This is a genomic window from Achromobacter sp. FW305-C-13, from assembly GCF_058783475.1.
In genome coordinates this window covers 407,677-432,785 of record NZ_JBYSYN010000003.1, presented here as the reverse complement: position 1 = coordinate 432,785, position 25,109 = coordinate 407,677, and the positions used below count along the sequence as shown (strand labels likewise).

The window sequence follows — 25,109 nt, the reverse complement described above, 5'->3', positions numbered from 1 at the left end:
CAGCCGTTTACCCTGCTGCCCTGGCAGAAATCAGGGCCTGCCCTGACAAGCCGCTGACGACCCGCGGGCGCTTACAGTCTGACACCTTACGCCATCTGGCTACGCGACCCGCAGCATCCCCATCTCTTCCCGCACCAAGCCCCGCTGCGCCAACGCATACACCGCCCGCTCGACCCGCGCTTCCGCATCCGCCAAGGTCCGCGCCATGCCCAGCATCCGGCACACCGACTTGATCACATCCGCCTTGGGCGAATTTCCAGTCATCGCCAGCACATGCAAGACGCCGTTGGCCAGTTCCTGGACACACACGTCGTCGATCCGTCGGCGCGTCGCGTCGTCTTCGCCCGCCCCGCGAAAGCCCGTCCACTCCTCAGGCTTCGCGCCCGCCGGCCAGTAGAAGGTGGTTTCGCCTTCCTCGGTCTGCCCCACGTCCATCGGCGTCAGCGTACGCAGCCGTTCAACGATCCTGACGCCTGTGCGCTCCAGGCCCCAGGCGCGCGCCACCTTACGGTGCAGCACGGTTTCGGCAATCGGCCCTTCGGTTTCGATCACCACACGCAGCTGTTCGGTCACTTGGCTGTTGTTGGCGCGGCTGTAGAACGCCTCTGAGTCCCCGCCTTCCAGTGCCGCCAGGGGGTACACCTCGAACCCGCCAGGCGTGCCGGCAGAAACCGATGCGCCGTGCTCGGCAGCCCAGGCGCCCTCCTCCGTCGTGATCACGAATTCCACGGGGCGGCCGCTGTCGGGCGCGCTCGGCTGGACGGCTTCCTCGACCTCTTCCGCTTCCGGCTCCTCCTCGACCTTGCGCTCCAGCTCCGCGTTCAAGCGGGCCAGGATCTTTTCCACTTCCCGCTCGGGATTGATCCACCAGTCGGTCGACCAGACCCGATGCAGGCGCCAACCCAACCCTTCCAGCACCACCTGCCGCAGGCGGTCACGGTCGCGCGCCGTGGCGCCCGAGTGGTAGGCGCGCCCATCGCATTCAATGCCCATCAGATACCTGCCGGGCGCGCGCGGATCCACCACGCCCATGTCAATCCGGTATCCCGAACACCCCACTTGCGGATGCACGGTCCAACCGTGATTGCGCAGCACTTTGATAACCTGGGTTTCAAACGGGCTGTCCGGCTCGCGCCCCGTGGGCAACGACTGCTCGACCAGGGCGCGCGGCCCCTTCAGCGCAAACTCCAGGTAATGCTTCAGATCCCGCACGCCGGTCGCCCGCACGCGGGACAGGTCGATCTGTTCCGGCATCAGCGTGCTGTAGATCACCACGCCTTCCCGAGCGCGCGAAATCGCGACGTTCAGGCGCCGATGGCCGCCCTCGCCATTCAGCGGCCCGAAGTTCATCGTCATCTTGCCGGCCGCATCTGGCCCGAAGGTGATCGAAAAATAGATGACATCGCGCTCGTCGCCCTGCACGTTCTCCAGGTTCTTGATGAAGAGCGGCTCGCGGGACTGGGCCGAAATGGCCTTGTCCAGGTCGGCGTTGGCGCGGCGGCGGGCGTCCAGCAAGGTTTCGATCAGCGATTGCTGGGGTTGGTTGAACGTGACCACACCGAGCGTCTGACGGCGGCGGGACTTGTCCAGATAATGCTGTTCGATGCCCTGCACGATGGCTTCGGCTTCGCGGCGGTTGGTGCGGCTGCCGCCCCGGTCATAGACACCGGCCACCTTCTCCAGGCGCACGGCCACGTCGTCGGTGACGGGCGACGGGAAGGTGATCAGTTGCGAGTCGTAGTAGGTGACGTTGCTGAAGGTGATCAGGCTTTCGTGCTTGCTGCGGTAGTGCCACTGCAGGCGCAGGCGGTTCATGTCGGCGCCCAGGCATTCATCCAGGATGCTCTCCAGGTCCTCGACCTGCCCGTCGTCGCCTGCGCCGTCTTCTTCGGGCGCGGACTTGCTGAAGAAACTGGTGGGCGGCAGTTGCTTGGTATCGCCCACCACCACCAGTTGCTGGCCGCGCGCGATGGCGCCGACGGAATCCCACACCGGAATCTGCGACGCCTCATCGAACACCACCACGTCGAATTGCGAATGGCCGGCGTCCAGGTATTGCGCAACAGACAACGGCGACATCAGCAGGCAGGGCTTGAGTTTCGGCAACAGCGACGGCAGGCGTTGCATCAGCTGGCGCACGGGAACGTGGCGCGCCTTCTTCTGCAGCTCGCGCCGCAGCAGTCCCAACTCGCTGTCGGGACTGACCAGGATGCCGTTGCCAGCGGGCACCTTGCCGGCCAGCATCGCGGCGATATAGGCCGACGTCAGTGTCTGGAAGCGGTCGTCGGCATCGCGGAATTCGCGGATCTTGCGTTCGTGGTCGGCGCTGGAGAACGACCGCAGCACGGGCGAATGGTCGATGACCTTCTTCACCCACCAATTGCGGTAGCTGAATTCAAAATGTGCTTCCACCTGCGCAAGCGGAACGCGGCCCTGTTCCAGCGACGCGACCAGGCCTTGCAGTTGTGCACCGATCGCCTGTTCGCGGGCTTCGCGCCACACGCACCAGGGCATCAGAAACTGCTTGTTGTGGCGCCAGCCGGCAATGACCGCCTGGATGCGTTCCAGCGCGCCGTTGGCATCCGCGCCACCCGACAAGGCCTCGGTGGGCTTTGCCCGCGTGTCGACATCGGCAAGCCTGTCCTGCAAGGCGCGCCATGCATTGCGATAATCCAGCAGCCGCTTGCCCAGCGCCGCGCCCGGTTGCAGGAAGGCGCGGTTCTCGCCCACCAGCGCCTGCAACCGGGTGCGCAGATCGGCCGCCGTGGCGGCATCACCCGCGACCCGCGTGACGGCATCGGCAAAGCGCTGCGCCCATTGCTCGTGGCGTTGAACCTGATCCCAATCCGTATTCAGACCCGTATAGGAATCCTGCAGCAGGCGCTGGGCATCGGCTTTCAGGACAGCAAGCTCGCGGTCTTCGAGGTTGACCAATGCCAGCGGCGTCAGCACCGCGCTGATCGCCGCGTCGTCCGGGCGTTGGGAATCCGTGCGGTAGGCGGCCAGGCGCTTGCGGATGCCGCCCTTGGCGAACACGGACTTCGGCCACCACGCCGAACACGCGGCCAGCCATTCGGCCTTCAGCACATTGGCGTCCAATTCCGCCAACTGCGCGTTCCATTGCCCACCCACCTGCGCCCAGTGCGCGTTGCGCGCCAGCCCGTGGCGCACCATGGCCTGCACCTGGAAGCGCGCCGAAGCATCGTGCGCCTGCGCCGCCAATCCAAGGGGCACATGCGGGGCGGCCAGCAGCACGTCGATCAATTGGTCCAGCCTGGCATAGGCGTCCAGGCTCAGGCCGGCGGCCGGCACGCCCAGGTCGTCGCCCGCCGCCACGGCGTGCTGCTGGAACCCGGCAATCGCCTGATCCAGCGCCTGTGCCGCCGCCAGCAGCGCATCCTGCCAACTGGGGCTCCATTCCGCCATGCCGATGTGCGCCAGCGGGTGGCCAAGCAACGTGCCCAACTCGCCTGACAAGGTCGCCATGCGCCTTGCGGTCTCGCGCAGTTGCGCGAGTTCCCGGCGCTCATGCGCCTGCCCGTCCGGCCACGACATCGGCGACGGGTCGCGTCCGGCATTCTGAATGCAGGTGCCGATGGCGTCGAACACCGTCAGGCCGTTGGGATGCTCATGATGCAGCGCGTCCACCAGTCCGTTCAGGTCCTGGCGCAGCACCGACAGGCGCTCGGCCTCGCGGGCCCAGTCGTCGCTGGTGCGCTGGCCGCTATGGTCCAGCGCTTTGCCCAGCTGTTGCAACACCTCGGCTTTGCGCGCCTTGGACGAATGCAGCTCCAGACAGAACGGCCCCAGGCCGATGTTGGCCAGCCGACGGTGCACGACTTCCAGCGCCGCCATTTTTTCGGACACGAACAGCACGGTCTTGCCGCGCGCCAGCAAGTGCGCGATCAGATTGGTGATGGTCTGGCTCTTGCCGGTGCCCGGCGGGCCTTCCAGCACCAGGTCGCGGCCGGCATCCACGGCGCAGATGGCTTTCAGCTGCGACGAGTCGGACAGCAGCGGGGTCAGCAGGTCCTCAGGCTTGTAGCTGTCGTCCAGCCGGTCAAAGCGCGCATCCAGGGGTTCCTTCGCGAAGGCCTGCCCCGGATGATCGATCAGGTGCTTCACGACGCGGTTGGCTTTCAGCTGCTCGGTACGGTCCTGCAGGTCCTTCCACATCAAATACTTGGTGAACGAGAAAATCCCCAGGTGCACTTGCTCCAGCACTTCCCAGCCAGCGATCTCGCGCACGGCAAGACGGAAGGCCTGCAGCACGCGGGCCACGTCCACGCCCTTGTCGTCGGCGGGCAGGATGTCCAGGCCCGGGATGCGCAGTTCGTAGTTGTTGCGCAGCATCTGCAGCAACGTGGGGTTGATGATGGTCTCGTCATCGTGGCGAACCAGGCGGAAGCCGCTGCGCACCGATTGACGCTGCAACGACACCGGCACCAGGATCAGCGGCGCCAGGTGCGCGCTTTCCGCGCCAGGGCTTTCCGTCCAGCGCAGCATGCCCATCGCCAGGTACAGGGTGTTGGCGCCGCCCTCTTCCAGGCCGGTGCGCGCCGCGCCAAAGATGGCCAGCAAGTTGGCGTCCAGCGCTTCCTGCGTGACGCGCGCGATCAGTTCCTTGTTGCCCAGTGCCTCCAGCGCCATGTCGTCCAACGGCGCGCGGCCGCCCCGGCTCTGATGCACATCGGCCACGCGCGGATCGTTGCCTTCCATCAATGCGGCAGGTAAGGGGCGGATGCGGAATTCGCTGCCATCGACGATGGCGTCTTCCAGCCGGCCCAGGTCGGGCACGACCAGGGGCAGCGTAGACTTGGTCAGCTTGAAGTTCAGCAGCCGGTTGCGCAGCGTCAGGTCCAGCAGCCGCGATTTCCACTTGGCCAGCCGGCCTTCCGGCGTGTCGTCGGCGGGCTCCAGGCTGATGACGAACTCGGGATCCAGCGGCGGCAGGTCGGGCGTGGGCTCGATGGCCGCAGGACGTTCGACCTCATCCGCGTCGCCCGGCGTCACCGATACCACGCGCGACGGCAAGGGCTTGATCTGCAGTTCGCGCGCACGGTGCACGTCGATGGCGTAGCGGAACGTGTCCTCTTCGCGCAGATGGGCGGCGCCCTGCTCCAGCGCCAGGCGCAGGGATGGGCGGAAGTTCGGGTGCTGGGCGATGCCGGTGGTTTCGAAGACCAGGAATTCGCCGCTGTCCACGCGCTTGCGCACCGCTTGCACGTCGTCGGTCAGCGGATCCGCGAAGCACGCCTGATGCAGCCATACGCCGACCCAGGCGTGGCCGTCCTTCATCAGGATGACCGGGCGCAGTCCGGCCTGCTCCAGGCAGGACGAGAACAGCATGGCCAGATCCAGGCAGGTGGCCACGCGGGCTTCCATGATGCGGTCCGGCGTGCGGATCTTCTGGCCGTCCACGCCGAAGGACGCAGGCGGCTCGGCGTAATGCAGAGACTCGGCGGCCAGCGTGCTGTAGATGGCCGACACCTGCTTCCAGACCACATCGCGGCTCTTGGACTGGTATCCGTTCATCTGCAGATCGGCATGCTGCGCGCGCAGCAGCTTGGACGCCTTGCCGATCAGCACGTCCACCGCCGGATTGTTCGGCATCGAGAACGCGGCAAGCAGCTCGGGCAAGGCGCGCGTGCCGGCCCACTGGTCATAGGCCAATACGGTGATCGGCTGCGACGCGTGGCCCAGTTCCTGCGTGCCGGCCTGCACCGCCACGTCGATGCTGGCGCGCACGGCCTCTTGCAGGTCGGCCACATAAGCATGGTCGGGCGTCAGGTCCAACGGCGAGATGCGGCGGACTTCACCTGGCGCCAGTTTGTCGAAGCGCAGCTTCACGCTTTGCGCAAAAGCGGGATTGCAGCGGATATGCACTTCGATGTTCTCGAAGGACTGCGGCGCACGGTTGGTCAACCGCAGGGACCGGACGATGGGGACGGCGTTCTGGATGGACGCGTAGCCCAGCGTCGGGTCAGATTCGATCGTGATGGCGATGGCGTCGGGCGTGTTCAACCCAGCGGCATGCGCCGCGCCTTCCTGGATCGCCGGCGGTTCCAGGTCTTGTCGCTTATCCATCGATATCTCTCTGCGAATACGAGGCGCTGGCCCCATTTCTAATCTGCAAGGACGAATTCTAAAGCCGTATCGAATGGCGGCGCCGGGTAACAGTCATTACAAGCGGAATATTCGCGTGTGCGTGCGCGTCAATCGTATTGGCACGCCGTATTCCGGCGCCGATCGAAGACACTTGAATGAGGGTGAAGGATATGAAGTCGTTCAGAACGTTCGCCAGCGGCATGGTGGTCCTGGCCTCTTTGGCCGCCACCTCCGCATGGGCCGCGCAAGACCTGAATGTGTACGGCCCCGGCGGCCCCGCGCCTGCCATGAAAGAAGCCGCCACGGCTTTCGGCAAGACCCACGGCATCACCGTCAACGTCACTGCCGGCCCCACGCCGGCGTGGGCCGACAAGGCCAAGCAGGATGCCGACGTGCTGTTCAGCGGCGCTGAAAACATGATGAGCAGCTTCGCCACTGCCCTGCCCGGCGTGTTCGACCTGCACGATGCCCGCACGCTGTACCTGCGCCCGTCGGCGATCCTGGTGCGCCCCGGCAACCCCAAGGGCATCAGCGGCTTTAAGGACTTGCTCAAACCGGGCATCAAGGTCATGGCCGTATCCGGCGCGGGGCAGACCGGCCTGTGGGAAGACGTGGCCGGCCGCCTGGGCGATATCGGCACCGTGCGCGCATTTCGCGCCAATCTGGTCCTGCCCGAAGCCGCCAACAGCGCCATGGCGCGTACCCAGTGGACCGAAGACCAAAGCATCGACGCGTGGTTGATCTGGAACATCTGGCAGGTATCGAACCCCACGCTGGCCAGCGTGGTGGAAATCGAAGAACCCTACCGCATCTATCGCGACGCCGGTGCCGTGGTGACCCGGCAGGGCAAGAACAACCCGCAGGCGCAGGCCTTTGTGGATTATCTGGCGTCGACCGACGGCAAGGCCATCTTCAAGAAGTGGGGCTGGAAGACGGACTGACCGACAAGCGCGTCGCCACTTGCAGGAACGACGACAGTGCCGGATTCGCGTCGTCGCGGCGCCAGGCCAGGCCGACTTCCTGCTTCAGGAATTCGGTCGTGTCCGACAGCGGCACATAGCTGACTTTCGGATGAATCAAAGACTGAAGATTGCTGGGAATCAGCGCCACGGACAATCCTGCCGCAACCAGGCAGATCACGCTGCCGATCTGCGCGCTTTCCTGGTCGATCTGCGGATAGAAGCCGGCCGTGGCGCACGCGGAAATCAATTGCGCGTGCGCGGCCGGCACGTGCTGGCGCGTAAAGGCCACGAACGATTCGTGTGCCAGCTCCTTCAGCGCGACAGACTTGCGCTTTGCCAGCCGGTGCGTGTGCGGCAACGCGCACATCAAGCGGTCGTGCTGGTAGCGCATCGACGCAAGCAGGGTTTCGTCGTCGGCCAGCGGCGTGCGCAACATGCCCACGTCCAGGTATCGCCCCTTGATGCGTTCCAGCTGGTCGCGCGTGGTCATCTCGAACACCCGCAGCTTGACCTGGGGATAGTCGCGCCGGAACTGGCCGATCAGGTCCGGCATGAAGCCATACCCGGCGCTGCCGATATACCCCAGGGACAACTGGCCGATGTCGCCGCCGGCTGCGTGTTGGGCGCGTTCGACGGCTACGCGTTCATATCGCAGCCATTGATAGGCCTCTTCAAGAAATACCGCGCCCGCCGGAGTCAGCGCCACGCTGCGCTTATTGCGCACGAACAGAGGCGTGCCCACGTGCGATTCCAGCTTCTGGATGGCCTGGCTTAACGGCGATTGCGCGATCCCGACACGCAAGGCCGCGCGACCGTAATGCAGCTCTTCGGCCACGGCAATGAACTGGCGCAGTAATCGGCTGTTCAACATAAAGATAATTATTGTCTTACAGAGCATTGAATTATATGTTGGACACGAAAAATATGCGCTTCTAGACTGGGTTTCCTTCATACCGCCCGTTCCGGAAAAACAATGAGCGAGACAAACATCCAGGCCCAAGATGCCTATGGCGCCATCGCCGCGCTGCTGGGCCGCGATTGGACCCAGCAAGAGTCCCCCGAACATCGCCTGCGCTTCCATGGCGTCAGTCCACGATTCGATTCCCCGCATAAATTGACCGTAGCCGCCACCAGCGCCATCGGCGCCTACGCATTGGCGATAGAACGCTGGCATCACATGGCCACCGCCCAGCACCAGACCGTGGCCATCGACTGGATGCAGGCGGCCAGTTCGTTGAATCCCGGGCACTTTCAAACGCAAAGCGGGTTTTCGCTGCCGGCCTTGTCGCTGCTGACGGAACTGAAGGCCGATTTCTATCAAACCGCTGACGACCGCTGGTTCTTCCCTATCGGCTCCTACCCGCATTTGCGCGACGGCGTGCTGGAGGTGCTGGACTGCGCGAACACCAACGCGGCGCTGGCCAAGGCCATTTCGCGTTGGAACGGCGACGATCTGGAAACGGCATTTGCCGAACGCAAGCTGCCGGGCGTCTATGCGCGTTCGCAAGACGCGTGGCTAAACCATCCCCAGGGCCGGCTGCTGGCCGACCTGCCGGCGGTTGAAGTCATCAAGATCGCCGACAGCGAACCGGAACACGCCCGTGCAAACGTCCGGCCCCTGGATGCGCTGCGCGTGCTGGATCTGGGCCATGTCATCGCGGGGCCGGTCGTGGCGCGTTCGCTGGCCGAGCACGGCGCCGATGTCCTGCGCATCACCTCGCCCGCCATGCAGGACCCGTTTCGTCAAACCGTGGACACGAACATCGGCAAACGCTCGGCCTTCCTGGATTTCGATGCGCCGACAGGCTTGCAGGCGGCGCGCGACCTGATCGCGGGCGCCGATGTGGTCGTGCAATCGTGGCGGCCGGGCAGCATGCGCAACCGCGGCCTGGGCCCGCAAGACGCCGCCGCGATCCGGCCCGGCGTGATCTATGTCACCGTCACCGCATTTGGCGACGAGGGGCCGTGGGGGCAACGCGGCGGCTTCGAGCAACTGGGGCAGACCGTCAGCGGCATTTCGGTGCGGGAAGGCGGCAAGGGCAAACCCCGCGTCGTGCCGCCCTACTTGTTGAATGATTACCTGACGGGATATCTGGGCGCCACCGGCGTCATGCAGGCGCTGATACGCCGCGCAGAAGAAGGCGGCAGCTACCACGTCAAGGTGTCGTTGGCCCGCACCTCGATGTGGGTGCAGGACCTGGGGCTGTTGAACGACTTCGATCCCACGCAGCCGCGGCGCCATTTCGCCCTCGAACTCAAACCCCTGCTGGAACGGCGCGAATCCGCCTATGGCGTGCTGGAACAGTTTCCGCCCGTGGCGCAGTTTTCGCGGACGCGCGCGGCCTGGGTGCTGCCCCCGGCGCCAAACGGTGCGCATCCGGCGCAGTGGCTGTAAGTCCACCGCTTGCAGATCGACGACGTTACATCCTTAGAAAAAAAGCAGAGGAGACATCATGAACATTCAACGAGTCACAGGCACGCTTGCCGCCATTGCCATCCTGGGCATGGCGGGTGTTGCCCACGCGGCCGACGGCTATCCCAACAAACCCATCACGCTGATCATCGGCTTTGCGCCGGGAGGCCCCACCGACGCGATAGGCCGAGTCTTGTTCAAGACCGTGTCTCAGAAACTGAACGTGCCCATCATCATCGAAAACAAGCCGGGCGCGGGCGGCAATATCGGCACCGCGGAATTGATGCGCGCCAAGCCCGATGGCTACACGCTGCTGTACGGCACCTCTTCGATCACCACAGCGCCGCCCTTGTTCGGGCGCGATGACCTGAATCCCAAGACAGCGTTCCTGACTGCCAGTTGCTCGGTCAGCGTGCCGCTGATCCTGCTGACGAACAAGGCCATGGACCAGAAGTCCGCGACCCAGTTCTACGACACGGTCAAAGCGAATCCCGGCAAGTATTTCCAGGGATCGTCGGGCAATGGCGCCATCGATCACCTGGTGTCCATGGATATCGCCAACCGAATGGGCCTGGATATCCAGCACGTGCCCTACAAAGGCAACGGCCCGGCCCTGACCGACCTGGTCAGCGGCAACGTGAATTTCATGTATTCCGGTTCGTTCAACAGCGCCATGCCTTTCATTCAGAACGGCCAGGCCCGGGCGCTGGCGGTCACGTCGGAAAAGCGGTCGGCCAGCTTGCCGGACGTGCCCAGCCTGAGCGAAGCGGTGCCTGGCCTGAAGGGGTTCGATGCGGGCACCTGGCAAGTCCTGATCGCGCCCAAGGGCACCGACCCCGCCATCCTGGCCAAGCTGGACCAGGTGCTGCAGGAATCGCTGAAGGACCCCGAGGTGCAGAAAAGCCTGCGGTTCCAGGGCGCCGAGCTGATGGACAAAGATCCGAAGGCCTGCCAGGAGTATGTGGCCGCGGAATATTCCCGCTGGAGCGACACGATCAAACGCCTGGGCCTGAAAGCCGAGAATTGATCGGGCCCGCGCCCGGGCGTTCGAAGACGCCTCGGACGCTGGCGCCCAGCGGTTACTGCGCGCCCGGAAACGCGGGATCCGTCAGGCAGGCTTTCGCCCATTCGTAATCGTCCGACCCGTCGATCTCGCCGTCGATTTTGGGCAGCGGCTCGGACGCATAGACATATTCCGGCTGTTCCGGTTGCCGGTTCCATTTCGCCGGGGTGTCCCCGACGCTGGCGCAGGCCTCGTCCGAACTGCTGAACGAGCAGGACGCGATGACACGCGGTTTGCCACCCACCACGTTGGCGACATAGCGCTTGGTATACACGGAGCCCGACGCCCAGGATTCGTCCACCGAGCAGATGCGGTCATTGTTCTGGTAGTGGCGAATCGCGAAGCAGCCGTAATACCCATAATCGTTGGGCAACACATCGCAAGACGTCCAGTAGCCGGCGAACTCGCCGCCAGTGAATTGCGCCTGGAACTGCCTTTGCTGCACCGCGCGGTCGATGATTTCCGGCGTGGACGATCCCTTTCGGGTTTCCTTGAACTGCGCCGCGCGGCTGCCGATCAGATCCCGTGCGACCTCACCCACGGTCTTGTCATCGGCCAGCGCATCAGGGTCCGAGATCAAACGGTCCAGCGCCTTGTCGCGCGCATGGATCCAGCGCTTCTGGCTGTCCACCAGCATGGTGCGGATCTCGGCGTCGGGCGCCTGCTTCAGGATCGCTTGATAGGCTCGGTTCAACTCGGCATCGGCCGCCACCGTTTTCTTGTCCGAGCAGATCAGTTTTTCGACAGCCGTGCCGGCCTTCGCACAATTGATCGCCAGGGCGGGCGCCGACGCTACGAACAGTCCAGCAAGAAGCAAAGACCTTACTGCGGGGAATCCGGATTGCATGACGTCTCTCTATTCCAAAGGCCAGCCAGGTCGGCTTAACGGCTGATGACTTCGCTGTCTTCCATCACAATGCGGTAGCGGTTGCGCAGGTCCAGCACATAGGTGAAGTTCGACGTGCCCGACGCGGTCTTGCCGCGTGCCGGGCTGGATACGGTGTAGTCGTAGATGCCCATGACCAGGCACATCTGGTCTTTGCAGTTCGCCTTCAGCGAACTTTGGTCCACCACGAAGCGGCGAATCGGCCAACGGGCGAAATATGCCTTCTTGTCCGCCAGAATCTCGGACTTGGGACGCTTCTTCTTGAAATAGTCGACCGTGTCCGCATAGAACTCGCGCGTGAAATTCATCGCTTCTTCGTTCGGACCGGCGCCCGTCTGGATCATCAGCGCGGCGGCATTGATGGCCCGTTGCTCGTCGGAAGGGGCCGCAGGCGCCGTTTCCTTTTCCATATACGGGTTGGCGACCGGGGCCGGTGCAGGGTGCGCGGTCCGCGCCGGCGCCTGCACAGGCGGCGAAGGCGGCGATACCGGCGCCGATGCGGTAGCCGATGCATTGATCTGGTTGCCGCCCGTGGCCGCACGCGGCGCGCTATTTTGCGCGACTTGCGTCTGACCCGTGCGGTTGATGCCGTACTTGGCGATTTCCTGCGGCTTGAAGAAATACATCTCTTTGGACGGCGTGCTGAACATGATGCCCAGCACGTCCGCCGACACGCCATATTTCGGCAGCGTCGCGACAATGTCCGAAACACCGAACTGGGCCTGCTCGCCCGTCATTTCCGGGGCAGAGATCTGGTGCACGCCCAGGCGGCCTTCAGCCAGGCGCTGGCGGCCGGCAAAGAACACGAACGCGCACGCCGACGCGCAATAGCTGTCTTTCGGAATGAACGTATTCAGCCCGCGCTCGTAGACCTCTTCGGCCACGACCAGGCCAATATGCACCAGTCCGCCGCCATTGTTCTGCAGGATCAGGGTGCCGATGGTGGGATGCTCGCGCAACGCCTTTTTCAGGTGCAGCATGTCGTTGGCGCCGACGCCGGTGTGATAGATCAGCAAGTTGGGCGCGCTGGGGAAAAAGACGAACGGGCCATAGCGCTCGGCCTCTTCGGCCGGCTGCGGCTGCGCGGGCGCCTGGGCCTGCGCCGAAGCGGCGGCAATGGCGCCCAGCGACAGCGCCATGCCCATTCCAAAAGCCGTTAGTTTTCTTTTCAGCATCGGTTCTGTTCTATCGCAAGTAGAGAAACTGGCGTTTCCCGGCCTGGGCTGCGGGGGCATCGCGCCCCCTCTTGCATCCCTGAGAGGCGCAAATTTATCAGTCTTCGCCCCTTGGCGCATGCCACCGGGGCGAGTTGGCCGTCAGAAAGTGACTTTGACCGAGGGCGCGCTGCGCTGGGCCTCGCCGTGGAACACGGCTTCAATGTTGTTGCCGTCCGGATCCAGCACGAACGCCCCGTAATAGCCGGGATGGTAGTTGCGGAATCCGGGCGCGCCGTTGTCCTTGCCGCCATGGGCCAGCGCCGCTTGATGAAACGCGTCGACCATCGCCTGGTCTTGCGCCTGGAACGCCAGATGGTGGCGCCCCGTCAGCTGGCCTTGCGCCGCCTCGCTGTCCGCGGTGGACACGAACAGTTCATCGGCCCAGAAATAACCGTCGCCCGAGCCGCCCATCGGCACCTTCAGGGCATCGAAGACGGCTTGATAGAAGGCCTGGCTGGCGGGTAGATCGCGGACGACTAGCTGGATGTGATCAATCAAGCGGCCGCGGTGGAGTTCGTTGGTCTGCATGGAACGCTCCAGGTTGAGGGGAGATCGCCTCAATATAGCGCCGTGCGGCCGCCCCCGAATTCAATGTATGGTCCGCGCCCCTTTGCGCGCCCGTTTGATCTCGTACATGCGCGCATCGGCCAGGCGAACCGCCGCCTCGGCGTCCAGTCCCCGCGGGTCTACCGCCACCACGCCCACGCTTGCGCCCTCGTAGGGCACCACCGCGTCGCCCAGCTGATACCGGCCGATAGTGGCCGCCGTCGCGCGTTCCTCCAGCGAACGGGCCGCGTCTTCGGCTTCGCCGCGCAGGGCTTCGCCCCCGGGGCCCGTATTGCCGCGTTCGATGGCGGGGCCAGGGCCGATCAGTACGAATTCGTCGCCGCCGATGCGGCCCAGCATGTCCGACGTGCGCAGCGTGCCGGCCAGGCGGCGCGAGATTTCCTGCAGGAACACGTCGCCCTGCTGGTGGCCGTACGTGTCGTTGATGCCCTTGAAACCATCCAGGTCGATCACGCCCACCAGCACGCTGCCGCCTTCGCGCAAGGCGCGCTTTTCCAGGCGTTCAAGCTCTTCGTACAGCGCACGGCGGTTGGGCAGCCCCGTCAGCGGATCAGTCAGCGCGTAGGACATCAGGCGGACGTTGGCGGCGTGCAGTTGCTCCATCAACAGCTCGCGCTCCAGGAAGTTGGCGATCACGTTGGAAAACAGCTTCAACACGGTTTCTGCCTGCGGGGCGATCTGGTGCTGTTGCGCGCTGGCCGCGCACAACGTGCCCAGCAGCATGCCTTCATCGGTGCGCACGGGCGCGCTGACATACGTCTGGATGCCCAATTGGCGGGCGGCGTCGGAATCGGGCCAGCATTGGGAGACATCGCTGGTGCACATGCGGCCTTCTTCCAGCGCGCGCTTGCACAAGGTGTCCGACCACGGGACCGACAAGCCTTCGGGAATCTGCAGATCGCCCACGTTGCGTGCAAAGCGCACGTGCTGTAGATCGTCCTTCAGATCGATCGAGGTGAGGTAGGTGGATTCCAATCCTGTCACGCTGCCCAGCATGTCCAGCAACGGGCGGGTCAATTGCTCGACCGATTTGGCCTGAGGCAGGGAAGTCGACAGTCCGGCGAGTATTGGATCCAACAGCAATCTCCTCGAATCGCGCGCTTATTGATGCGGCAGTATTTGCAGCCCCGTCCCTGGAACGGGTGGGGGCACGTCAGCCGCCATTATGCACTGCGTATCGCGCGGGTTTTGTGGCGCCTGCCGCTTGGTCGCATCCCGTAAAAAAAAGAAAACCCGCATTCCCCTGTTCGGGAAATGCGGGTTGGAATTCGTGGATGATATCGAGCGCCAGTCAGCGCCCGAGATAATCCGATCAGCCGACCACGCGGAAACGTTCGGCGTCGTCCATGAAACCCTTGTCGCCGAAGCCGTTTTCGTTCGAGCCGAACGGCATTTGCGCGCGCAGCTTCCACGATGCCGGGATCTTCCATTCGCTGGCCACGACGCCGTCGATCAACGGGTTGTAGTGCTGCAGGCTGGCGCCGACGCCGGCGTTGGCCAACGCGGTCCAGACCGACAGTTGGGCCATGCCGCCCGCTTGTTCCGACCACACCGGGAAGTTGTCGGCGTACAGGGCAAATTTTTCTTGCAGGCTGCGCACGACGTCCTGGTCTTCAAAGAACAGCACCGTGCCCACGCCGGCGGCAAAGCTCTTGAGCTTGGCTTCGGTCTTATCAAAGCCTTCGGCGGGCGCAACCTTGCGCACGGCTTCGATGGCCAGATCCCACAGCTTGATGCTTTCGGCGCCAAACAGGATGACGGCGCGCGAGCTTTGCGAATTGAACGACGAGGGGCTGTGCTTGATCGCGTCTTGGATCAGCGTTGCCAGTTCCTCTTTGGAGGCCGACAGGTTGCGGCCCAGCGAATATTGGGTGCGGCGCTTCTTGAGGGCGTCGAGATAAGCGTTGCTCATAAGAATATAACCTTTCGACCAGTAGATAGAGGGGTGGTATGCGAGGCGATTCTACCGGCAGGCCTGTGACCGGAAAACCCATTCCCGTCAAAAATCCGGGGTTTGGGGTCGGAACAAACTGTTCTATTCATGAACCCAATCTGGCGGATCGCACGGTTTTACGACGCTATTGCAGCGCGGCCTACCCCATGGCCGAAAGCATCCAATCCCGAAACGCCTGCACGCGGGAATCGGCCGCCGAGCCCGCCGGATGCACCAAGTAATAGGCGTACTCCGGCGCCACCCGCACACCCACGTCGAACAGCCGGACCAGGCGGCCAGCCTGCACGTCCCGATCCACGAGCTCCCACTCCACCAGCCCCACCGCCCCGCCATCGATCACGGCCTGCACCACGTGGCTGGATTCGGTGAAGGCGACGCTACGGCTGTCGTCAAAGCCATCGATGCCGGCTGCCGCCATCCACATCGGCCAATTCGGCCACACCACACCGCCCGGTTTGCAGTCCACGTAGCAAAGCGTGTGTGCAAACAGGTCGCGCGGTGTCTTCAACGGCGGGCCGGCCCGCAGCAGCGCCGGGCTGCATACGGGAACCACCTCGGTATGGAACAGGCGATGCGCAATCGCCCCGTCGTACTTTCCCGCGCCGAAACGGATCGCGACGTCAACATCGTCAGCGTCAAAATCCCGCACCTCGTCGCTGATGTCGAACGTCAATTCCAGCCCAGGATGCGCGGCACGAAACTGCGGCAGCCGGGGCAGCAGCCAGTTGGTGGCAAAGCGCGCCCCCACCGACAGGCGCAGATGTTCGGATCCGCGGCTCACACGCCTGGCTTTGGCAGCCGCGCGCTGCAGCGTTTGCAGCGCATCGGCTGCCGCTTCGAACAGGATCGCGCCCGCCGGCGTCAACTGGATGCTGCGGCTGCTGCGGGTAAACAGCACGACATCCAGCTGGTCCTCGATCTCTTTGATCTGGTAGCTGACGGCGGCAGGCGTCAGCCCGACCTCGTCGGCGGCCCGCGTGAAGTTCAGGTGGCGGGCGGCGGCTTCAAAGGTTCGAAGGGCGCGCGTGCCGGGCAGCAGTCGATTCATGATCTTCAAGCCAAATTTAATAATCAGATGAAAATTACTCGTTTCCCCCGGGCAATTCAATTGAGGATAGTAGAAGCCCTTAATGATCAAGCCGTTCCAGGAGCTTCTCCATGCCGACCTCTCCGCCCGCTTCCTTCGTCACGCACCGCAATGGCCAGCCGGCCACCTTGCAGGATCTGACGCCCTTGGCGTTTGCCGGCTACGCCCACTTCACCGCCATGCAGGTGCGGGACGGGCGGGTGCGCGGGCTGGACTTGCATTTGGCACGGCTGCGCGCGGCATCGATCGGGATGTACGGGCAAGCCTTGCGGGACGAGCAAATCCTGATGGCGCTGCGGGCGGCGATCCAGGCCGGGCCGGCAGACGTCTCGCTGGTGGCCACGGTCTATTCGCCAGCCGGTGAATTCACCGTGGCTGGGCCCGAGGTGCAGCCGGAACTGCTGGTGCGGACCGGCCCGTCCGCCACCGGTCCGGACGGTCCGCTGGCGTTGGCCGCGATCCCGCATGAACGGATGCTGCCTTCGGTGAAGCATGTAGGCGAGGTCGCCAAGACCTACCTCTTGCGCGAAGCCGCCGCGCAAGGTTTCGATGATGCGGCGTTCGTGGATCGGCAAGGCCGCCTGAGCGAAGCCTCCATCTGGAACCTGGCTTTCTGGGACGGCGAGGCCGTCGTGTGGCCGGATGCGGCGATGCTGACCGGCACGACCATGGGCATCGTGCGGCGCCAGCTGGATCGAATGGGCGTGCCGCAACGGGTGCAGGCCGTCACCCAGGAAAGCCTTCGAGACCTGCGGGGCGCCGTCGTCATGAACTCGTGGACGCCGGGGGTGGCGGTGCACCGGATCGGCGCGGCCGCCCTGCCCGCCGCGCCCCGCTTCATGGAATTGCTGCATGCGGCCTATGAGGCGGAGGCACCGGTATCGCCTTGATGACGGTGGCGGCCGACCTGACCCCGGCATCCGGCAGACCGCCGCGGTCTATCCGCCGCGGCCTGCCCCCTTCAGGCGATTCAATCGGCGTGGAATCCCGTCGCTTTCACGACGTCTGACCAGCGCCTGGATTCCGATGCCAGCAAGGCTTGCAGCGCTTGCCGGTCGGACCCGACCACCACGAAACCGGCCTCGCCCAGGCTGCGCACCGCCGCAGGCTGGCGCAGCGCCTGTGCGCTGTCCCGCTGCAATCGGTTCAGCACGGCATCCGGCGTACCGGCAGGCGCGAACAGCGCGAACCAGGCGCCGAAGTTGATCGCGGGCAAGCCGCGTTCGGCAAATGTCGGCACCGACGCCAGGGCCGGCGAACGCTGCGCGCCGGTGATCGCCAACGCGCGCAGCTTGCCGCCCTGCACCTGCGGCACCGCCAGCGCCGTGGTCACGAAGGCGGCCTGGACCGCGCCGGACACCAGGCCGGACACGGCATCGCCCGTGGAGCGGTAGTGGATGGCCTCGATCTTCATGCTGGCTTCGCGGGCGAATAGCTCGGCGCCGAAATGCCCCGGGGTGCCCGCGCCAAAGGTCGCGAAATTAAGGCGGTCCGATGCCTTGCGGGCCCCGTCGATGAACGCGCCCAGATCCTGGTAGGGCGAATCCGCCGGCACCACCAGCACGAAGTCGGCGCGCACGACTTCGGAGATAGGCGCGAAGTCGCGCGGCGGGTCGTAGTTCAGGTTGCGATAGGTCGCCGGCGAAATGCTGATGGACCCGACCTCCCCCAGCAGCAGCGTCTGGCCATCCGCCGGACTGCGCGCCACCGTCTGCGCGGCGATCTGCCCGCCTGCACCCACCTTGTTTTCCACCACGACGCTTTCGCCCAGCAGCGGCCCCATGTGCTGCGATAGCGTGCGGGCCACGATGTCCGGCCCCGTACCCGGCGGAAAGCCCACGTTCAGGCGCACGGGGCCATTGGGAAATTGCGCCATCGCCGCGAACGGCAGGCATAGCAGGAAGCCGCCGAACAAGCGGCGCAACGTCGATGTCATGGTTGTCTCCGAGTGGTCTTGTTATCCATGCCGCGGCGGCCGCCGCGGGTTCAGCAAATGCGGTAGAAGCGCAATTCGACGCGATCGGGGTAGCGCGCACCCGTGCCGATGAACAGGCTTTCGTTCATCCATCCCAGGCCCGGCGACGCGGTTTCAAAGCGCGGGTAGCTGCGGAAGTAGATCCGGGCGGGGTCGACGGCTTCGCCGCGCACCAGGCGGGCGATATCGTCGGCGTGTCCCGTGCGGATGCCGGTATTCTCGACATAGATGCGTTCGCCGTCGGGCGTTTCGATGACGTAGCGCGCGTGAATGTCGGTGTAGGTAGCCGAACGGATCACCTGGAAATCCGCGCCGCCCGGCAGGACCTTGCCGCGCAGGCGCGGGCCGTCCACCGTGCCGCCCGTGATGGGAATGACGCGGCGGCAGCCTTGCGGGGTGTCGCCCACTTCCTGCGGCGCGCCGACCTCGACGACGACGGTGGCCACGTGCTCTAGCTGCGGCGCCAACGGGTCCGCAAAAGCGGCGGCTGCATGGGTCTTGTCGTTCATGGCGCTTCCCCCCGGCTCTTGCGCACGGTGGCGGGATCGAATCCCGCGAGTTGTTTGTAGCGCAACGATACCGCCGCCAGCTCCTGCGGCGCGATCACGTTGCCAATATCGTCAAAACCTTGCGGCGCACGCTCTTCGGCCATCTGCATCACTTGCTCTGGCCCGTTCAGGCGGTTGCGCAACACGATGCCGGCCGTGCGCGGCAGCCGCTCCGCCTCGTATTCCAGCAAGGCGATCTCCGGCGTACGCACCGCGCCGCTGGCCGCTTGCGCCAGCCAGTCGGACAGGCAGCGCGCGTCCAGGATCGCCTGCGCCGACCCGTTTGAACCGATGGGATACATGGGATGCGCGGCATCGCCCAGCAGCGTCACGCGCCCCCGCGTCCAGCGCGGCAACGGGTCACGGTCCACCAGCGGGAACTCGTAGATCGCTTGCGCGCCGTCGATGATGGCGGGGATATCGATCCAGTCCCAACGCCAATCCGCAAAGCGGTCCGCAAACACGGACTTGTCCACCTGCCGGTTCCAATCGGTTGCGGGCAACTCCGCGCCCGGCACCGACAGTTCGGCGATCCAGTTGATCAATGACCGCCCCTGCCGGCGCAGCGGTTCTGAAATCGGGTAGCAAACGAATTTCTGGTCCTGATGGCCGGCCATGAACATGCTGCGGCCGTCCAGGTACGGCGGCGCTTCGGTCACCGCGCGCCACAGCATGCGGCCGGAGAAGCGCGGTTCGTCACCTGTGGGGTGCAATTGGCGACGCAGGGCCGAGTGGATGCCGTCGGCGCCCACCACGATGTCCGCCCGCACGCTTTGCAGGGCCCCGTCGGCCCGGCACCGGAAATGCGCCGTGGCGCCAGAGGCGTCCTGTTCCACCGATTCCAGCACCCGGCCCGTGACGATGGCGTCCTCACCCAGCCGCGCGCGGACGGTCTGCGCCAACAGCATCTGGAACTCCCCGCGATGCACGGAGAACTGCGGCAGCGGATAGCCGGCATCCAGGCCGCGCGGCTCGCGCCAGATCGGCTGTCCGAACTTGTTGTAGTAGTGCAGTTGCGAGGTTTCGATGGCGCGCTCGGCCAAGCCGGGCAGCAGGCCCAGAGGTTCAAGTTCGCTGACCGCGTGCGGCAGCAGATTGATGCCGACGCCCAAGGGCCTGAGTTCCAGCGCGCTTTCAAAGACGCGGCAATCGATGCCGCGCCGATGCAGCATCAAGGCGAGCGTCAGCCCGCCGATGCCGGCGCCGGCGATGACGATTTGCATGTCTGCTCCTGGTTTTATTTGTTATGCAACATAACAAAATCCAGGTGGCTTCCGCACCCCGGGGATTTCCCGTAATGCGGTAGCGCGGCGACAATAGGTGCATTAGTGTTGAGGCCCCTTAATCGCGATCGCCCCATGTCCAGAGCCGCATCCCAACGCCCCCGGCGCCCCGCCGCGCGGGGCGAGCATTTCGATCCGCATGTGCCCGGCATCCGTTACGGCGCGCTGGACGACCTGGTCGGCTACGCCATCCGGCGCGCCCAGATCGTGATCTACGAAGACTTCCTGAATGCGTTGGCGCCGTGGGACATCACGCCTCAGCGTTTTTCGTCGCTGTCTCTGATCGCCGCCAACGCCAATTTGAAGCTCACGGACCTGGCCCGCATCCTGGGCATCGCACGTTCAGGGGCCGTGCAGATCGTCAACCAGCTGCAGGGCCTGGGTTATGTCGAGCGGCAGGAAGCCGAACACGACAAGCGCGCGTATTCGCTGGCGATGACCCAGGCCGGCGAAACGGTGCTGGCCGAGATCACCCAAGCCGTCCAGGCGCATGACGCGCGTATCAGCGCGCAACTGAGCCCGGCGCAAAAGCACCAATTGATCGGCTTGCTGGGCAAGCTGGGGTAGCCCGCCAGGTAGCCCGCCACCTGGCGCGCGCGGGGCACGGTGATACGATCATCGGCAAGCCTCAAAGACCAAGGAACCTGCCCCATGCCCAGTTCGAATCCTGCCGACACGCCGCTTGCCACAGGCCGACGCCGCCTCGCGCTGGACAGCGTGCACAACGCCCGCGACCTGGGCGGCCTGACCGGCGCGAATGGCCGGCGGCTGCGTGACGGCAAGCTCTTTCGTAGCGGCAATCCCGGCCGCGCCAGTGCCGCCGACCTGGAATTCCTGAGCACGCTGGGGCTGGAAGCCGTCATCGATTTCCGCGCCGACACCGAGAAAGCGCAGGACGATCCCCACTTCGGCAAACGCTTCCCCTGGATCGCGTCGCCCGTGCTGGATGGCAACATGGCCATGGCCGTGCTCTTGCCCAAGCTGCGCGAAAGCACGCAAGCCGCCGCCCACGCGATGATGGTGGACATCTACCGCGAATTCCCGTCCCGCTACCAGGCGCCCTTCGGCGGCTTTCTCAAGACAGCCGCCACCGGCAAGACATTGTTGTTCCACTGCACCGCCGGCAAGGACCGCACGGGTTTCGCCTCGTTGCTGCTGCTGTCGGCCTTAGGCGTTTCGCAAGACGACATCGTGGCGAACTACCTGGAATCGAACCACTGGAACGCGCGCTTTTTCCAGGAGATTCTGACCAAATCCGCGGAACGCGGCGTGCGCAACGACGTCATGATGCCGCTGCTGGAAGTCGCCCCCGCCTACCTGGAGGCGTCAGTGCAGGCGATCGACGACGCGTACGGCGGCATGGACACGTATCTGCGCGACGTGCTGGACGTGGATGTGGACGTCCTGCGTGCGCACTATCTGGATAATTGAGCACATGTTGAAAGACCGCGGATTCCAGATCTGGCTAGCCGTGTTCGCATTGGTCGCCGGCACGCTGATCGCCTTGCTGTGGCCGAAGCACTCCGGCTATCCATCCATCGGCGGCGGCGGCTACGATCTGTCGAATTGGGTCTACACGCTTGCCCTGCTGGCATTCACCGGCGTGTGGACGCTGGTCACGCTGCTGGTGGGCCTGAACCGCAGCACCCCGCAGGCGGCGAAACGCGCGTACTGGCTGGCCGCGATCGGCGCGGTCACCTTCGTGGCGTCGCTGGTCGCGTTTGGCCACCACGTGACCTAGACCCGCATCCGACGCTCTCCATCAAACCCGCTGACGGTCCTGCCCAGCGGGTTTTTTTCTGCGCGTTGGAACCCTGGCACCCGCCATCAGGGCATTCCCCTATTACCCGTCTGCCGTCAAAAAACTATCGTATTCGAGAATTATCAAATAAGAGAATTCTCGCTTCCGACAAAAATGACTGCTGAACCCCTATACGATTTCGCCGTGGTCGGCGCCGGCATCGCCGGTGCGTCCGTGGCCTACCGCCTGAGCGCCACGGCGTCCGTGGCAGTGCTGGAACGCGAGTCCCAACCGGGTTATCACTCCACCGGCCGTTCTGCGGCCATGTTCATGGAGACCTACGGCACCACGCAGATCAAGGCGCTGACCCGTGCCAGCCGCGCCTTCTACGAGCAGCCGCCCCAAGGGTTCAGCGAGCATCCGCTGCTTAGCCCCCGGGGTGTGCTGTACATCGCCACGCCGGAACAGAAGGACCTGCTGCAAGAGGTGTTCGAAGACTTCCACAGCCAGTCGCCCAACGTGACGTTGATCGATGCCGAGCAGGCCGTGGCGCGCGTGCCCTGCCTGCGCGCCGACCAGCTTTGCGGCGCGATCGAAGAGCCGGATGCGCGCGATATCGACGTGCATGCCCTGCACCAGGGGTTCCTGCGCGGCATGAGCCGGCAGGGCGCGGTGCTGCACAACAACGCGGAACTGGTATCCGCCGCCTACGCGGACGACGCCTGGGTCCTGACGCTGGCGGACGGCCGCGCCATCCGGGCGCGGGTGCTGGTCAATGCCGCCGGCGCCTGGGCGGACCACGCCGCGGCCCTGTGCGGCGCCGCTCCCATCGGTCTGCAACCGTGCCGCCGCACGGCGTTCACGTTCTCGGGCCCCGAAGACACCGACTTTTCCCAATGGCCGGCCGTGGTCGGCGTGGATGAAAGCTATTACTTCAAGCCCGACGCCGGCCAGTTGCTAGGGTCGCCCGCCAACGCCGACCCGGTGGCCGCGCATGACGTCGTGCCCGAAGAGCTGGATGTGGCGACCGGCATCTACCGCATCGAATCGGCCACGTCGCTCACCATCCGCCGCCCCAAGCACACCTGGGCGGGCTTGCGCTCGTTCGTGCGCGACGGCGACTTCGTGGTGGGATGGGATGCGCACGCCCCGGCTTTCTTCTGGCTGGCGGCGCAAGGCGGCTATGGCATCCAGACGGCCGCCGCCACCTCCGAACTGGCCGCGGCATTGCTGACGCATCAGCCGCTTCCCGACCACTTGCACGCACACGGCGTCAACGCCGACGCGGTGCGCCCCGAGCGCCTGCGCTGACCTTCATCCCCCTTCCACGAGACTCCCATGACCGCCATCACCCGTTATCCCAGCTCCCTGCCTCTGCCGTTCTCGCGCGCCACCCAGGCGGGCGGCTTCCTCTTCCTGTCAGGCCAAATCCCGATGGATGCCAGCGGGCAGGTCGTGCGCGGCGACATCACCGCCCAGACCCACGCCGCCATCGAACGCATCAAGGAAACGCTGGCGTTGACGGGTGCCACCCTGAAAGACGTGGTTCGCGTGACGGTGTGGCTGTCGGACCTGACGCTGTTCGCGCAGTTCAACGAAGCCTATCGCAGCCATTTCGCGTCGGACTTCCCGTCGCGCTCGACCGTCGAGGCCAAGCTGGCGATGGACGTGGACGTAGAGATCGAAGTGCAGGCGTGGCTGGGCGCGGTTCAAGCCCCGGCTTCGAAGGCCTGAAACCCAGCCGTTTGATTGCATGACACCGCCTGGCCGCGTGCCTGGCGGGGCAGCCCCCAATGCGCGCGCCCTGATGCCCGCGCCCCGATATCCCACTTTTGCGCGGAGCGTCATCCATGAAGATCTTCTCCGGGTCCCTGGCGACCGAGACCAACACTTTTTCCCCCATCCCGACGGGCCTGTCCGCCTATCGGGCACGTGGCTACTACCCCGCCGGGCAGCATCCGGACCGCATGCAGATGTTCTCGGGCCCGCTATGGGCCGCGCGCCAGCGCGCCGTGGGCAAGGACTGGACGTTGATCGAAGGGATGACCGCAGGCGCCACCCCGGCGGGGGTCACCACCCGCCACGCCTACGAAACGCTGCGCGACGAGCTGCTTGAAGACCTGCGCCGCGCGGGCAAGGTGGATATCGCCCTGTTCGGCCTGCACGGCGCCATGGTGGCCGACGGCTATGACGACTGCGAAGGCGACCTTCTGAGCCGCGCCCGCGCGATCGTCGGCCCCGACACCGTCATCGGCGCCGAGCTGGATCCGCATTGCCATTTGACGGACGCCATGGTGGACAGCGCCGACTTCCTGGTCTGTTTCAAGGAATATCCGCACACCGACATCCTGGACCGCGCATTCGACCTGGTCGACCTGTGCGTGGCCCGCGCCGAAGGCCGCAACACCCCCACGCGCGCGGTGTTCGACTGCGAGATGATCTCCATCATGCACACCAGCCGCGAACCCATGCGCAGCTTCGTCGACCGCCTGTTGGCCATGGAAGGCAAGGAAGGCGTGCTGTCGGTCTCCATTGCCCACGGCTTTCCCTGGGGCGACACGCCTGACATGGGCTCGAAGGTCTTGGTCTATACCGATGGCGACCAACGCCAGGCCGAGGCGCTGGCGCGCGCGCTGGGCGAAGAGATCATCGGCTTTCGCGACCAGCTCGCGCCGCCCTACCCCGGCGCCGACGAGGCGCTGGACCAAGCCTTGGCGAAAAAGGAATTCCCGGTAGTGCTGGCGGACTCCGCCGACAACGCCGGCGGCGGCGCCCCCAGCGACGCCACCTTCATCCTGGAACGCGTGCTGGCGCGCGGCATCACCGACGTCGCCACCGGCCCCTTCTGGGACCCGGTTGCCGTGCAGCTTTGCTTCGAAGCGGGCGAAGGCGCGCAGATCAAGCTGCGCGTGGGCGGCAAGGTGGCGCCCGTGTCCGGACAGCCGCTGGACCTGGACTGCGAAATCCTGGCGCTCAAGCGCGACGCCGTCATGACAGGGCTTGCGGGCACGCCCGCGCTGCTGGGCGATGTTGCCGTCGTGCGCACCCAGGGCGTGACGATCGTCATGAACACCTCGCGTACCCAGGCCATGGGCACGGACCTGTTCACGCAGTTCGGTGTGGACCTGCAGGCGATGAGGCTCATCATCGTGAAGTCGTCCCAGCACTTCTACGCCTCGTACTCGAAGGTGGGCCGCCACGTCATCTACGTCGAGACGCCGGGCGCCATCACCCAGGACGTCAACGCGCTGCCTTTCACTAAGCGCAAATTGCCCAAGTGGCCGTTCAAGGCCTGAGGCGCCATC

General features: G+C 65.1%; 21 protein-coding genes. 10 read left to right on the top strand and 11 right to left on the bottom strand.

The annotated features are described in order from the left end of the window. Window positions 1-99 precede the first annotated feature (99 nt). A complete protein-coding gene (gene proA, locus AC3WMU_RS20955; RefSeq protein WP_492282928.1) occupies window positions 100-6,087 on the bottom strand; it encodes an anti-phage protein ProA in 5,988 nt (1,995 codons plus the stop codon). Window positions 6,088-6,278: 191 nt separating this feature from the next. Between proA and AC3WMU_RS20950 the strand changes: the two genes are divergently transcribed. Continuing rightward, entirely contained in the window at window positions 6,279-7,049 is a 771-nt protein-coding gene (locus AC3WMU_RS20950; protein WP_492282927.1) for an extracellular solute-binding protein, read from the top strand. Here AC3WMU_RS20950 and AC3WMU_RS20945 read toward each other — a convergent pair. After that, window positions 7,021-7,941, bottom strand: a complete 921-nt coding sequence (locus tag AC3WMU_RS20945) for a LysR family transcriptional regulator (protein ID WP_492282926.1) — start codon at window positions 7,939-7,941, stop codon at window positions 7,021-7,023. The two genes, AC3WMU_RS20950 and AC3WMU_RS20945, sit on opposite strands and share 29 nt — an antisense overlap. Window positions 7,942-8,043: 102 nt before the next feature. Between AC3WMU_RS20945 and AC3WMU_RS20940 the strand changes: the two genes are divergently transcribed. Both AC3WMU_RS20940 and AC3WMU_RS20935 read left to right on the top strand, forming a co-directional pair. Then, complete coding sequence (locus tag AC3WMU_RS20940; protein ID WP_492282925.1) at window positions 8,044-9,465, top strand: CoA transferase; 1,422 nt, start codon at window positions 8,044-8,046, stop codon at window positions 9,463-9,465. A gap of 58 nt (window positions 9,466-9,523) precedes the next feature. After that, entirely contained in the window at window positions 9,524-10,510 is a 987-nt protein-coding gene (locus AC3WMU_RS20935; RefSeq protein WP_492282924.1) for a Bug family tripartite tricarboxylate transporter substrate binding protein, read from the top strand. A 52-nt stretch (window positions 10,511-10,562) separates the two neighbouring features. Here the strand turns inward: AC3WMU_RS20935 and AC3WMU_RS20930 are convergent, their stop codons facing one another. From AC3WMU_RS20930 to gcvA, 6 genes are all read right to left on the bottom strand, one after another. Then, a complete protein-coding gene (locus tag AC3WMU_RS20930) occupies window positions 10,563-11,363 on the bottom strand; it encodes a lysozyme inhibitor LprI family protein (RefSeq protein ID WP_492282923.1) in 801 nt (266 codons plus the stop codon). A 65-nt stretch (window positions 11,364-11,428) separates the two neighbouring features. Then, complete coding sequence (locus AC3WMU_RS20925; RefSeq protein WP_234704766.1) at window positions 11,429-12,571, bottom strand: hypothetical protein; 1,143 nt, start codon at window positions 12,569-12,571, stop codon at window positions 11,429-11,431. A gap of 177 nt (window positions 12,572-12,748) precedes the next feature. After that, the gene (locus AC3WMU_RS20920; protein ID WP_280025760.1) at window positions 12,749-13,177 is read right to left on the bottom strand and encodes a VOC family protein; all 429 of its coding nucleotides are present in this window, start codon (window positions 13,175-13,177) and stop codon (window positions 12,749-12,751) included. 60 nt (window positions 13,178-13,237) lie between these two features. After that, window positions 13,238-14,293, bottom strand: a complete 1,056-nt coding sequence (locus AC3WMU_RS20915; RefSeq protein WP_081534071.1) for a sensor domain-containing diguanylate cyclase — start codon at window positions 14,291-14,293, stop codon at window positions 13,238-13,240. A gap of 235 nt (window positions 14,294-14,528) precedes the next feature. After that, window positions 14,529-15,128 (bottom strand): nitroreductase family protein, encoded by a 600-nt coding sequence (locus tag AC3WMU_RS20910; RefSeq protein ID WP_006223672.1) that lies wholly within the window; start codon window positions 15,126-15,128, stop codon window positions 14,529-14,531. A gap of 181 nt (window positions 15,129-15,309) precedes the next feature. After that, window positions 15,310-16,218, bottom strand: coding sequence for a transcriptional regulator GcvA (gcvA, locus tag AC3WMU_RS20905; RefSeq protein WP_492282922.1), 909 nt, complete (start codon window positions 16,216-16,218; stop codon window positions 15,310-15,312). A 110-nt stretch (window positions 16,219-16,328) separates the two neighbouring features. Here gcvA and AC3WMU_RS20900 point away from each other — a divergent pair, with 110 nt between their 5' ends. Next, the gene (locus AC3WMU_RS20900; RefSeq protein WP_280025766.1) at window positions 16,329-17,147 is read left to right on the top strand and encodes an aminotransferase class IV family protein; all 819 of its coding nucleotides are present in this window, start codon (window positions 16,329-16,331) and stop codon (window positions 17,145-17,147) included. An 80-nt stretch (window positions 17,148-17,227) separates the two neighbouring features. Here AC3WMU_RS20900 and AC3WMU_RS20895 read toward each other — a convergent pair whose 3' ends face one another. The 3 genes from AC3WMU_RS20895 to AC3WMU_RS20885 are packed head-to-tail and all read right to left on the bottom strand — an operon-like array spanning window position 17,228 to window position 20,003. After that, the gene (locus AC3WMU_RS20895) at window positions 17,228-18,193 is read right to left on the bottom strand and encodes a Bug family tripartite tricarboxylate transporter substrate binding protein (protein ID WP_492282921.1); all 966 of its coding nucleotides are present in this window, start codon (window positions 18,191-18,193) and stop codon (window positions 17,228-17,230) included. Window positions 18,194-18,243: 50 nt separating this feature from the next. Then, complete coding sequence (locus tag AC3WMU_RS20890) at window positions 18,244-18,741, bottom strand: DUF3237 domain-containing protein (RefSeq protein ID WP_492282920.1); 498 nt, start codon at window positions 18,739-18,741, stop codon at window positions 18,244-18,246. Continuing rightward, window positions 18,738-20,003, bottom strand: coding sequence for a flavin-dependent oxidoreductase (locus AC3WMU_RS20885; RefSeq protein ID WP_492282919.1), 1,266 nt, complete (start codon window positions 20,001-20,003; stop codon window positions 18,738-18,740). The genes AC3WMU_RS20890 and AC3WMU_RS20885 overlap by 4 nt, the downstream gene beginning before the upstream one ends. A 135-nt stretch (window positions 20,004-20,138) precedes the next feature. Between AC3WMU_RS20885 and AC3WMU_RS20880 the strand changes: the two genes are divergently transcribed. From AC3WMU_RS20880 to AC3WMU_RS20855, 6 genes are all read left to right on the top strand, one after another. Then, window positions 20,139-20,630, top strand: coding sequence for a MarR family winged helix-turn-helix transcriptional regulator (locus AC3WMU_RS20880; RefSeq protein ID WP_006223666.1), 492 nt, complete (start codon window positions 20,139-20,141; stop codon window positions 20,628-20,630). Between the two features lie 84 nt (window positions 20,631-20,714). Next, the gene (locus AC3WMU_RS20875) at window positions 20,715-21,494 is read left to right on the top strand and encodes a tyrosine-protein phosphatase (RefSeq protein ID WP_492282918.1); all 780 of its coding nucleotides are present in this window, start codon (window positions 20,715-20,717) and stop codon (window positions 21,492-21,494) included. A gap of 4 nt (window positions 21,495-21,498) precedes the next feature. Then, window positions 21,499-21,804: a hypothetical protein gene (locus AC3WMU_RS20870; RefSeq protein WP_492282917.1), complete on the top strand. Its 306-nt coding sequence runs from the start codon at window positions 21,499-21,501 to the stop codon at window positions 21,802-21,804. A gap of 174 nt (window positions 21,805-21,978) precedes the next feature. Further along, window positions 21,979-23,115 carry an NAD(P)/FAD-dependent oxidoreductase gene (locus tag AC3WMU_RS20865; protein ID WP_492282916.1) on the top strand — a complete coding sequence of 379 codons (1,137 nt, stop codon included), beginning with the start codon at window positions 21,979-21,981 and terminating at the stop codon, window positions 23,113-23,115. Between the two features lie 27 nt (window positions 23,116-23,142). Continuing rightward, on the top strand, window positions 23,143-23,538 hold the full coding sequence (locus tag AC3WMU_RS20860; RefSeq protein ID WP_280025775.1) for a RidA family protein: 396 nt from the start codon (window positions 23,143-23,145) through the stop codon (window positions 23,536-23,538). A gap of 116 nt (window positions 23,539-23,654) precedes the next feature. Continuing rightward, entirely contained in the window at window positions 23,655-25,100 is a 1,446-nt protein-coding gene (locus tag AC3WMU_RS20855; RefSeq protein WP_492282915.1) for a M81 family metallopeptidase, read from the top strand. The last annotated feature ends 9 nt before the right edge of the window (window positions 25,101-25,109 follow it).

Bases quoted from the DNA above. Each gene is read 5' to 3' on its own strand.
- proA (WP_492282928.1), bottom strand. From the start codon at position 6,087: ATGGATAAGCGACAAGACCTGGAACCGCCGGCGATCCAGGAAGGCGCG.
- AC3WMU_RS20950 (WP_492282927.1), top strand. From the start codon at position 6,279: ATGAAGTCGTTCAGAACGTTCGCCAGCGGCATGGTGGTCCTGGCCTCT.
- AC3WMU_RS20945 (WP_492282926.1), bottom strand. From the start codon at position 7,941: ATGTTGAACAGCCGATTACTGCGCCAGTTCATTGCCGTGGCCGAAGAG.
- AC3WMU_RS20940 (WP_492282925.1), top strand. From the start codon at position 8,044: ATGAGCGAGACAAACATCCAGGCCCAAGATGCCTATGGCGCCATCGCC.
- AC3WMU_RS20935 (WP_492282924.1), top strand. From the start codon at position 9,524: ATGAACATTCAACGAGTCACAGGCACGCTTGCCGCCATTGCCATCCTG.
- AC3WMU_RS20925 (WP_234704766.1), bottom strand. From the start codon at position 12,571: ATGGCGCTGTCGCTGGGCGCCATTGCCGCCGCTTCGGCGCAGGCCCAG.
- AC3WMU_RS20920 (WP_280025760.1), bottom strand. From the start codon at position 13,177: ATGCAGACCAACGAACTCCACCGCGGCCGCTTGATTGATCACATCCAG.
- AC3WMU_RS20910 (WP_006223672.1), bottom strand. From the start codon at position 15,128: ATGAGCAACGCTTATCTCGACGCCCTCAAGAAGCGCCGCACCCAATAT.
- gcvA (WP_492282922.1), bottom strand. From the start codon at position 16,218: ATGAATCGACTGCTGCCCGGCACGCGCGCCCTTCGAACCTTTGAAGCC.
- AC3WMU_RS20900 (WP_280025766.1), top strand. From the start codon at position 16,329: ATGCCGACCTCTCCGCCCGCTTCCTTCGTCACGCACCGCAATGGCCAG.
- AC3WMU_RS20895 (WP_492282921.1), bottom strand. From the start codon at position 18,193: ATGACATCGACGTTGCGCCGCTTGTTCGGCGGCTTCCTGCTATGCCTG.
- AC3WMU_RS20890 (WP_492282920.1), bottom strand. From the start codon at position 18,741: ATGAACGACAAGACCCATGCAGCCGCCGCTTTTGCGGACCCGTTGGCG.
- AC3WMU_RS20885 (WP_492282919.1), bottom strand. From the start codon at position 20,003: ATGCAAATCGTCATCGCCGGCGCCGGCATCGGCGGGCTGACGCTCGCC.
- AC3WMU_RS20880 (WP_006223666.1), top strand. From the start codon at position 20,139: ATGTCCAGAGCCGCATCCCAACGCCCCCGGCGCCCCGCCGCGCGGGGC.
- AC3WMU_RS20875 (WP_492282918.1), top strand. From the start codon at position 20,715: ATGCCCAGTTCGAATCCTGCCGACACGCCGCTTGCCACAGGCCGACGC.
- AC3WMU_RS20870 (WP_492282917.1), top strand. From the start codon at position 21,499: ATGTTGAAAGACCGCGGATTCCAGATCTGGCTAGCCGTGTTCGCATTG.
- AC3WMU_RS20865 (WP_492282916.1), top strand. From the start codon at position 21,979: ATGACTGCTGAACCCCTATACGATTTCGCCGTGGTCGGCGCCGGCATC.
- AC3WMU_RS20860 (WP_280025775.1), top strand. From the start codon at position 23,143: ATGACCGCCATCACCCGTTATCCCAGCTCCCTGCCTCTGCCGTTCTCG.
- AC3WMU_RS20855 (WP_492282915.1), top strand. From the start codon at position 23,655: ATGAAGATCTTCTCCGGGTCCCTGGCGACCGAGACCAACACTTTTTCC.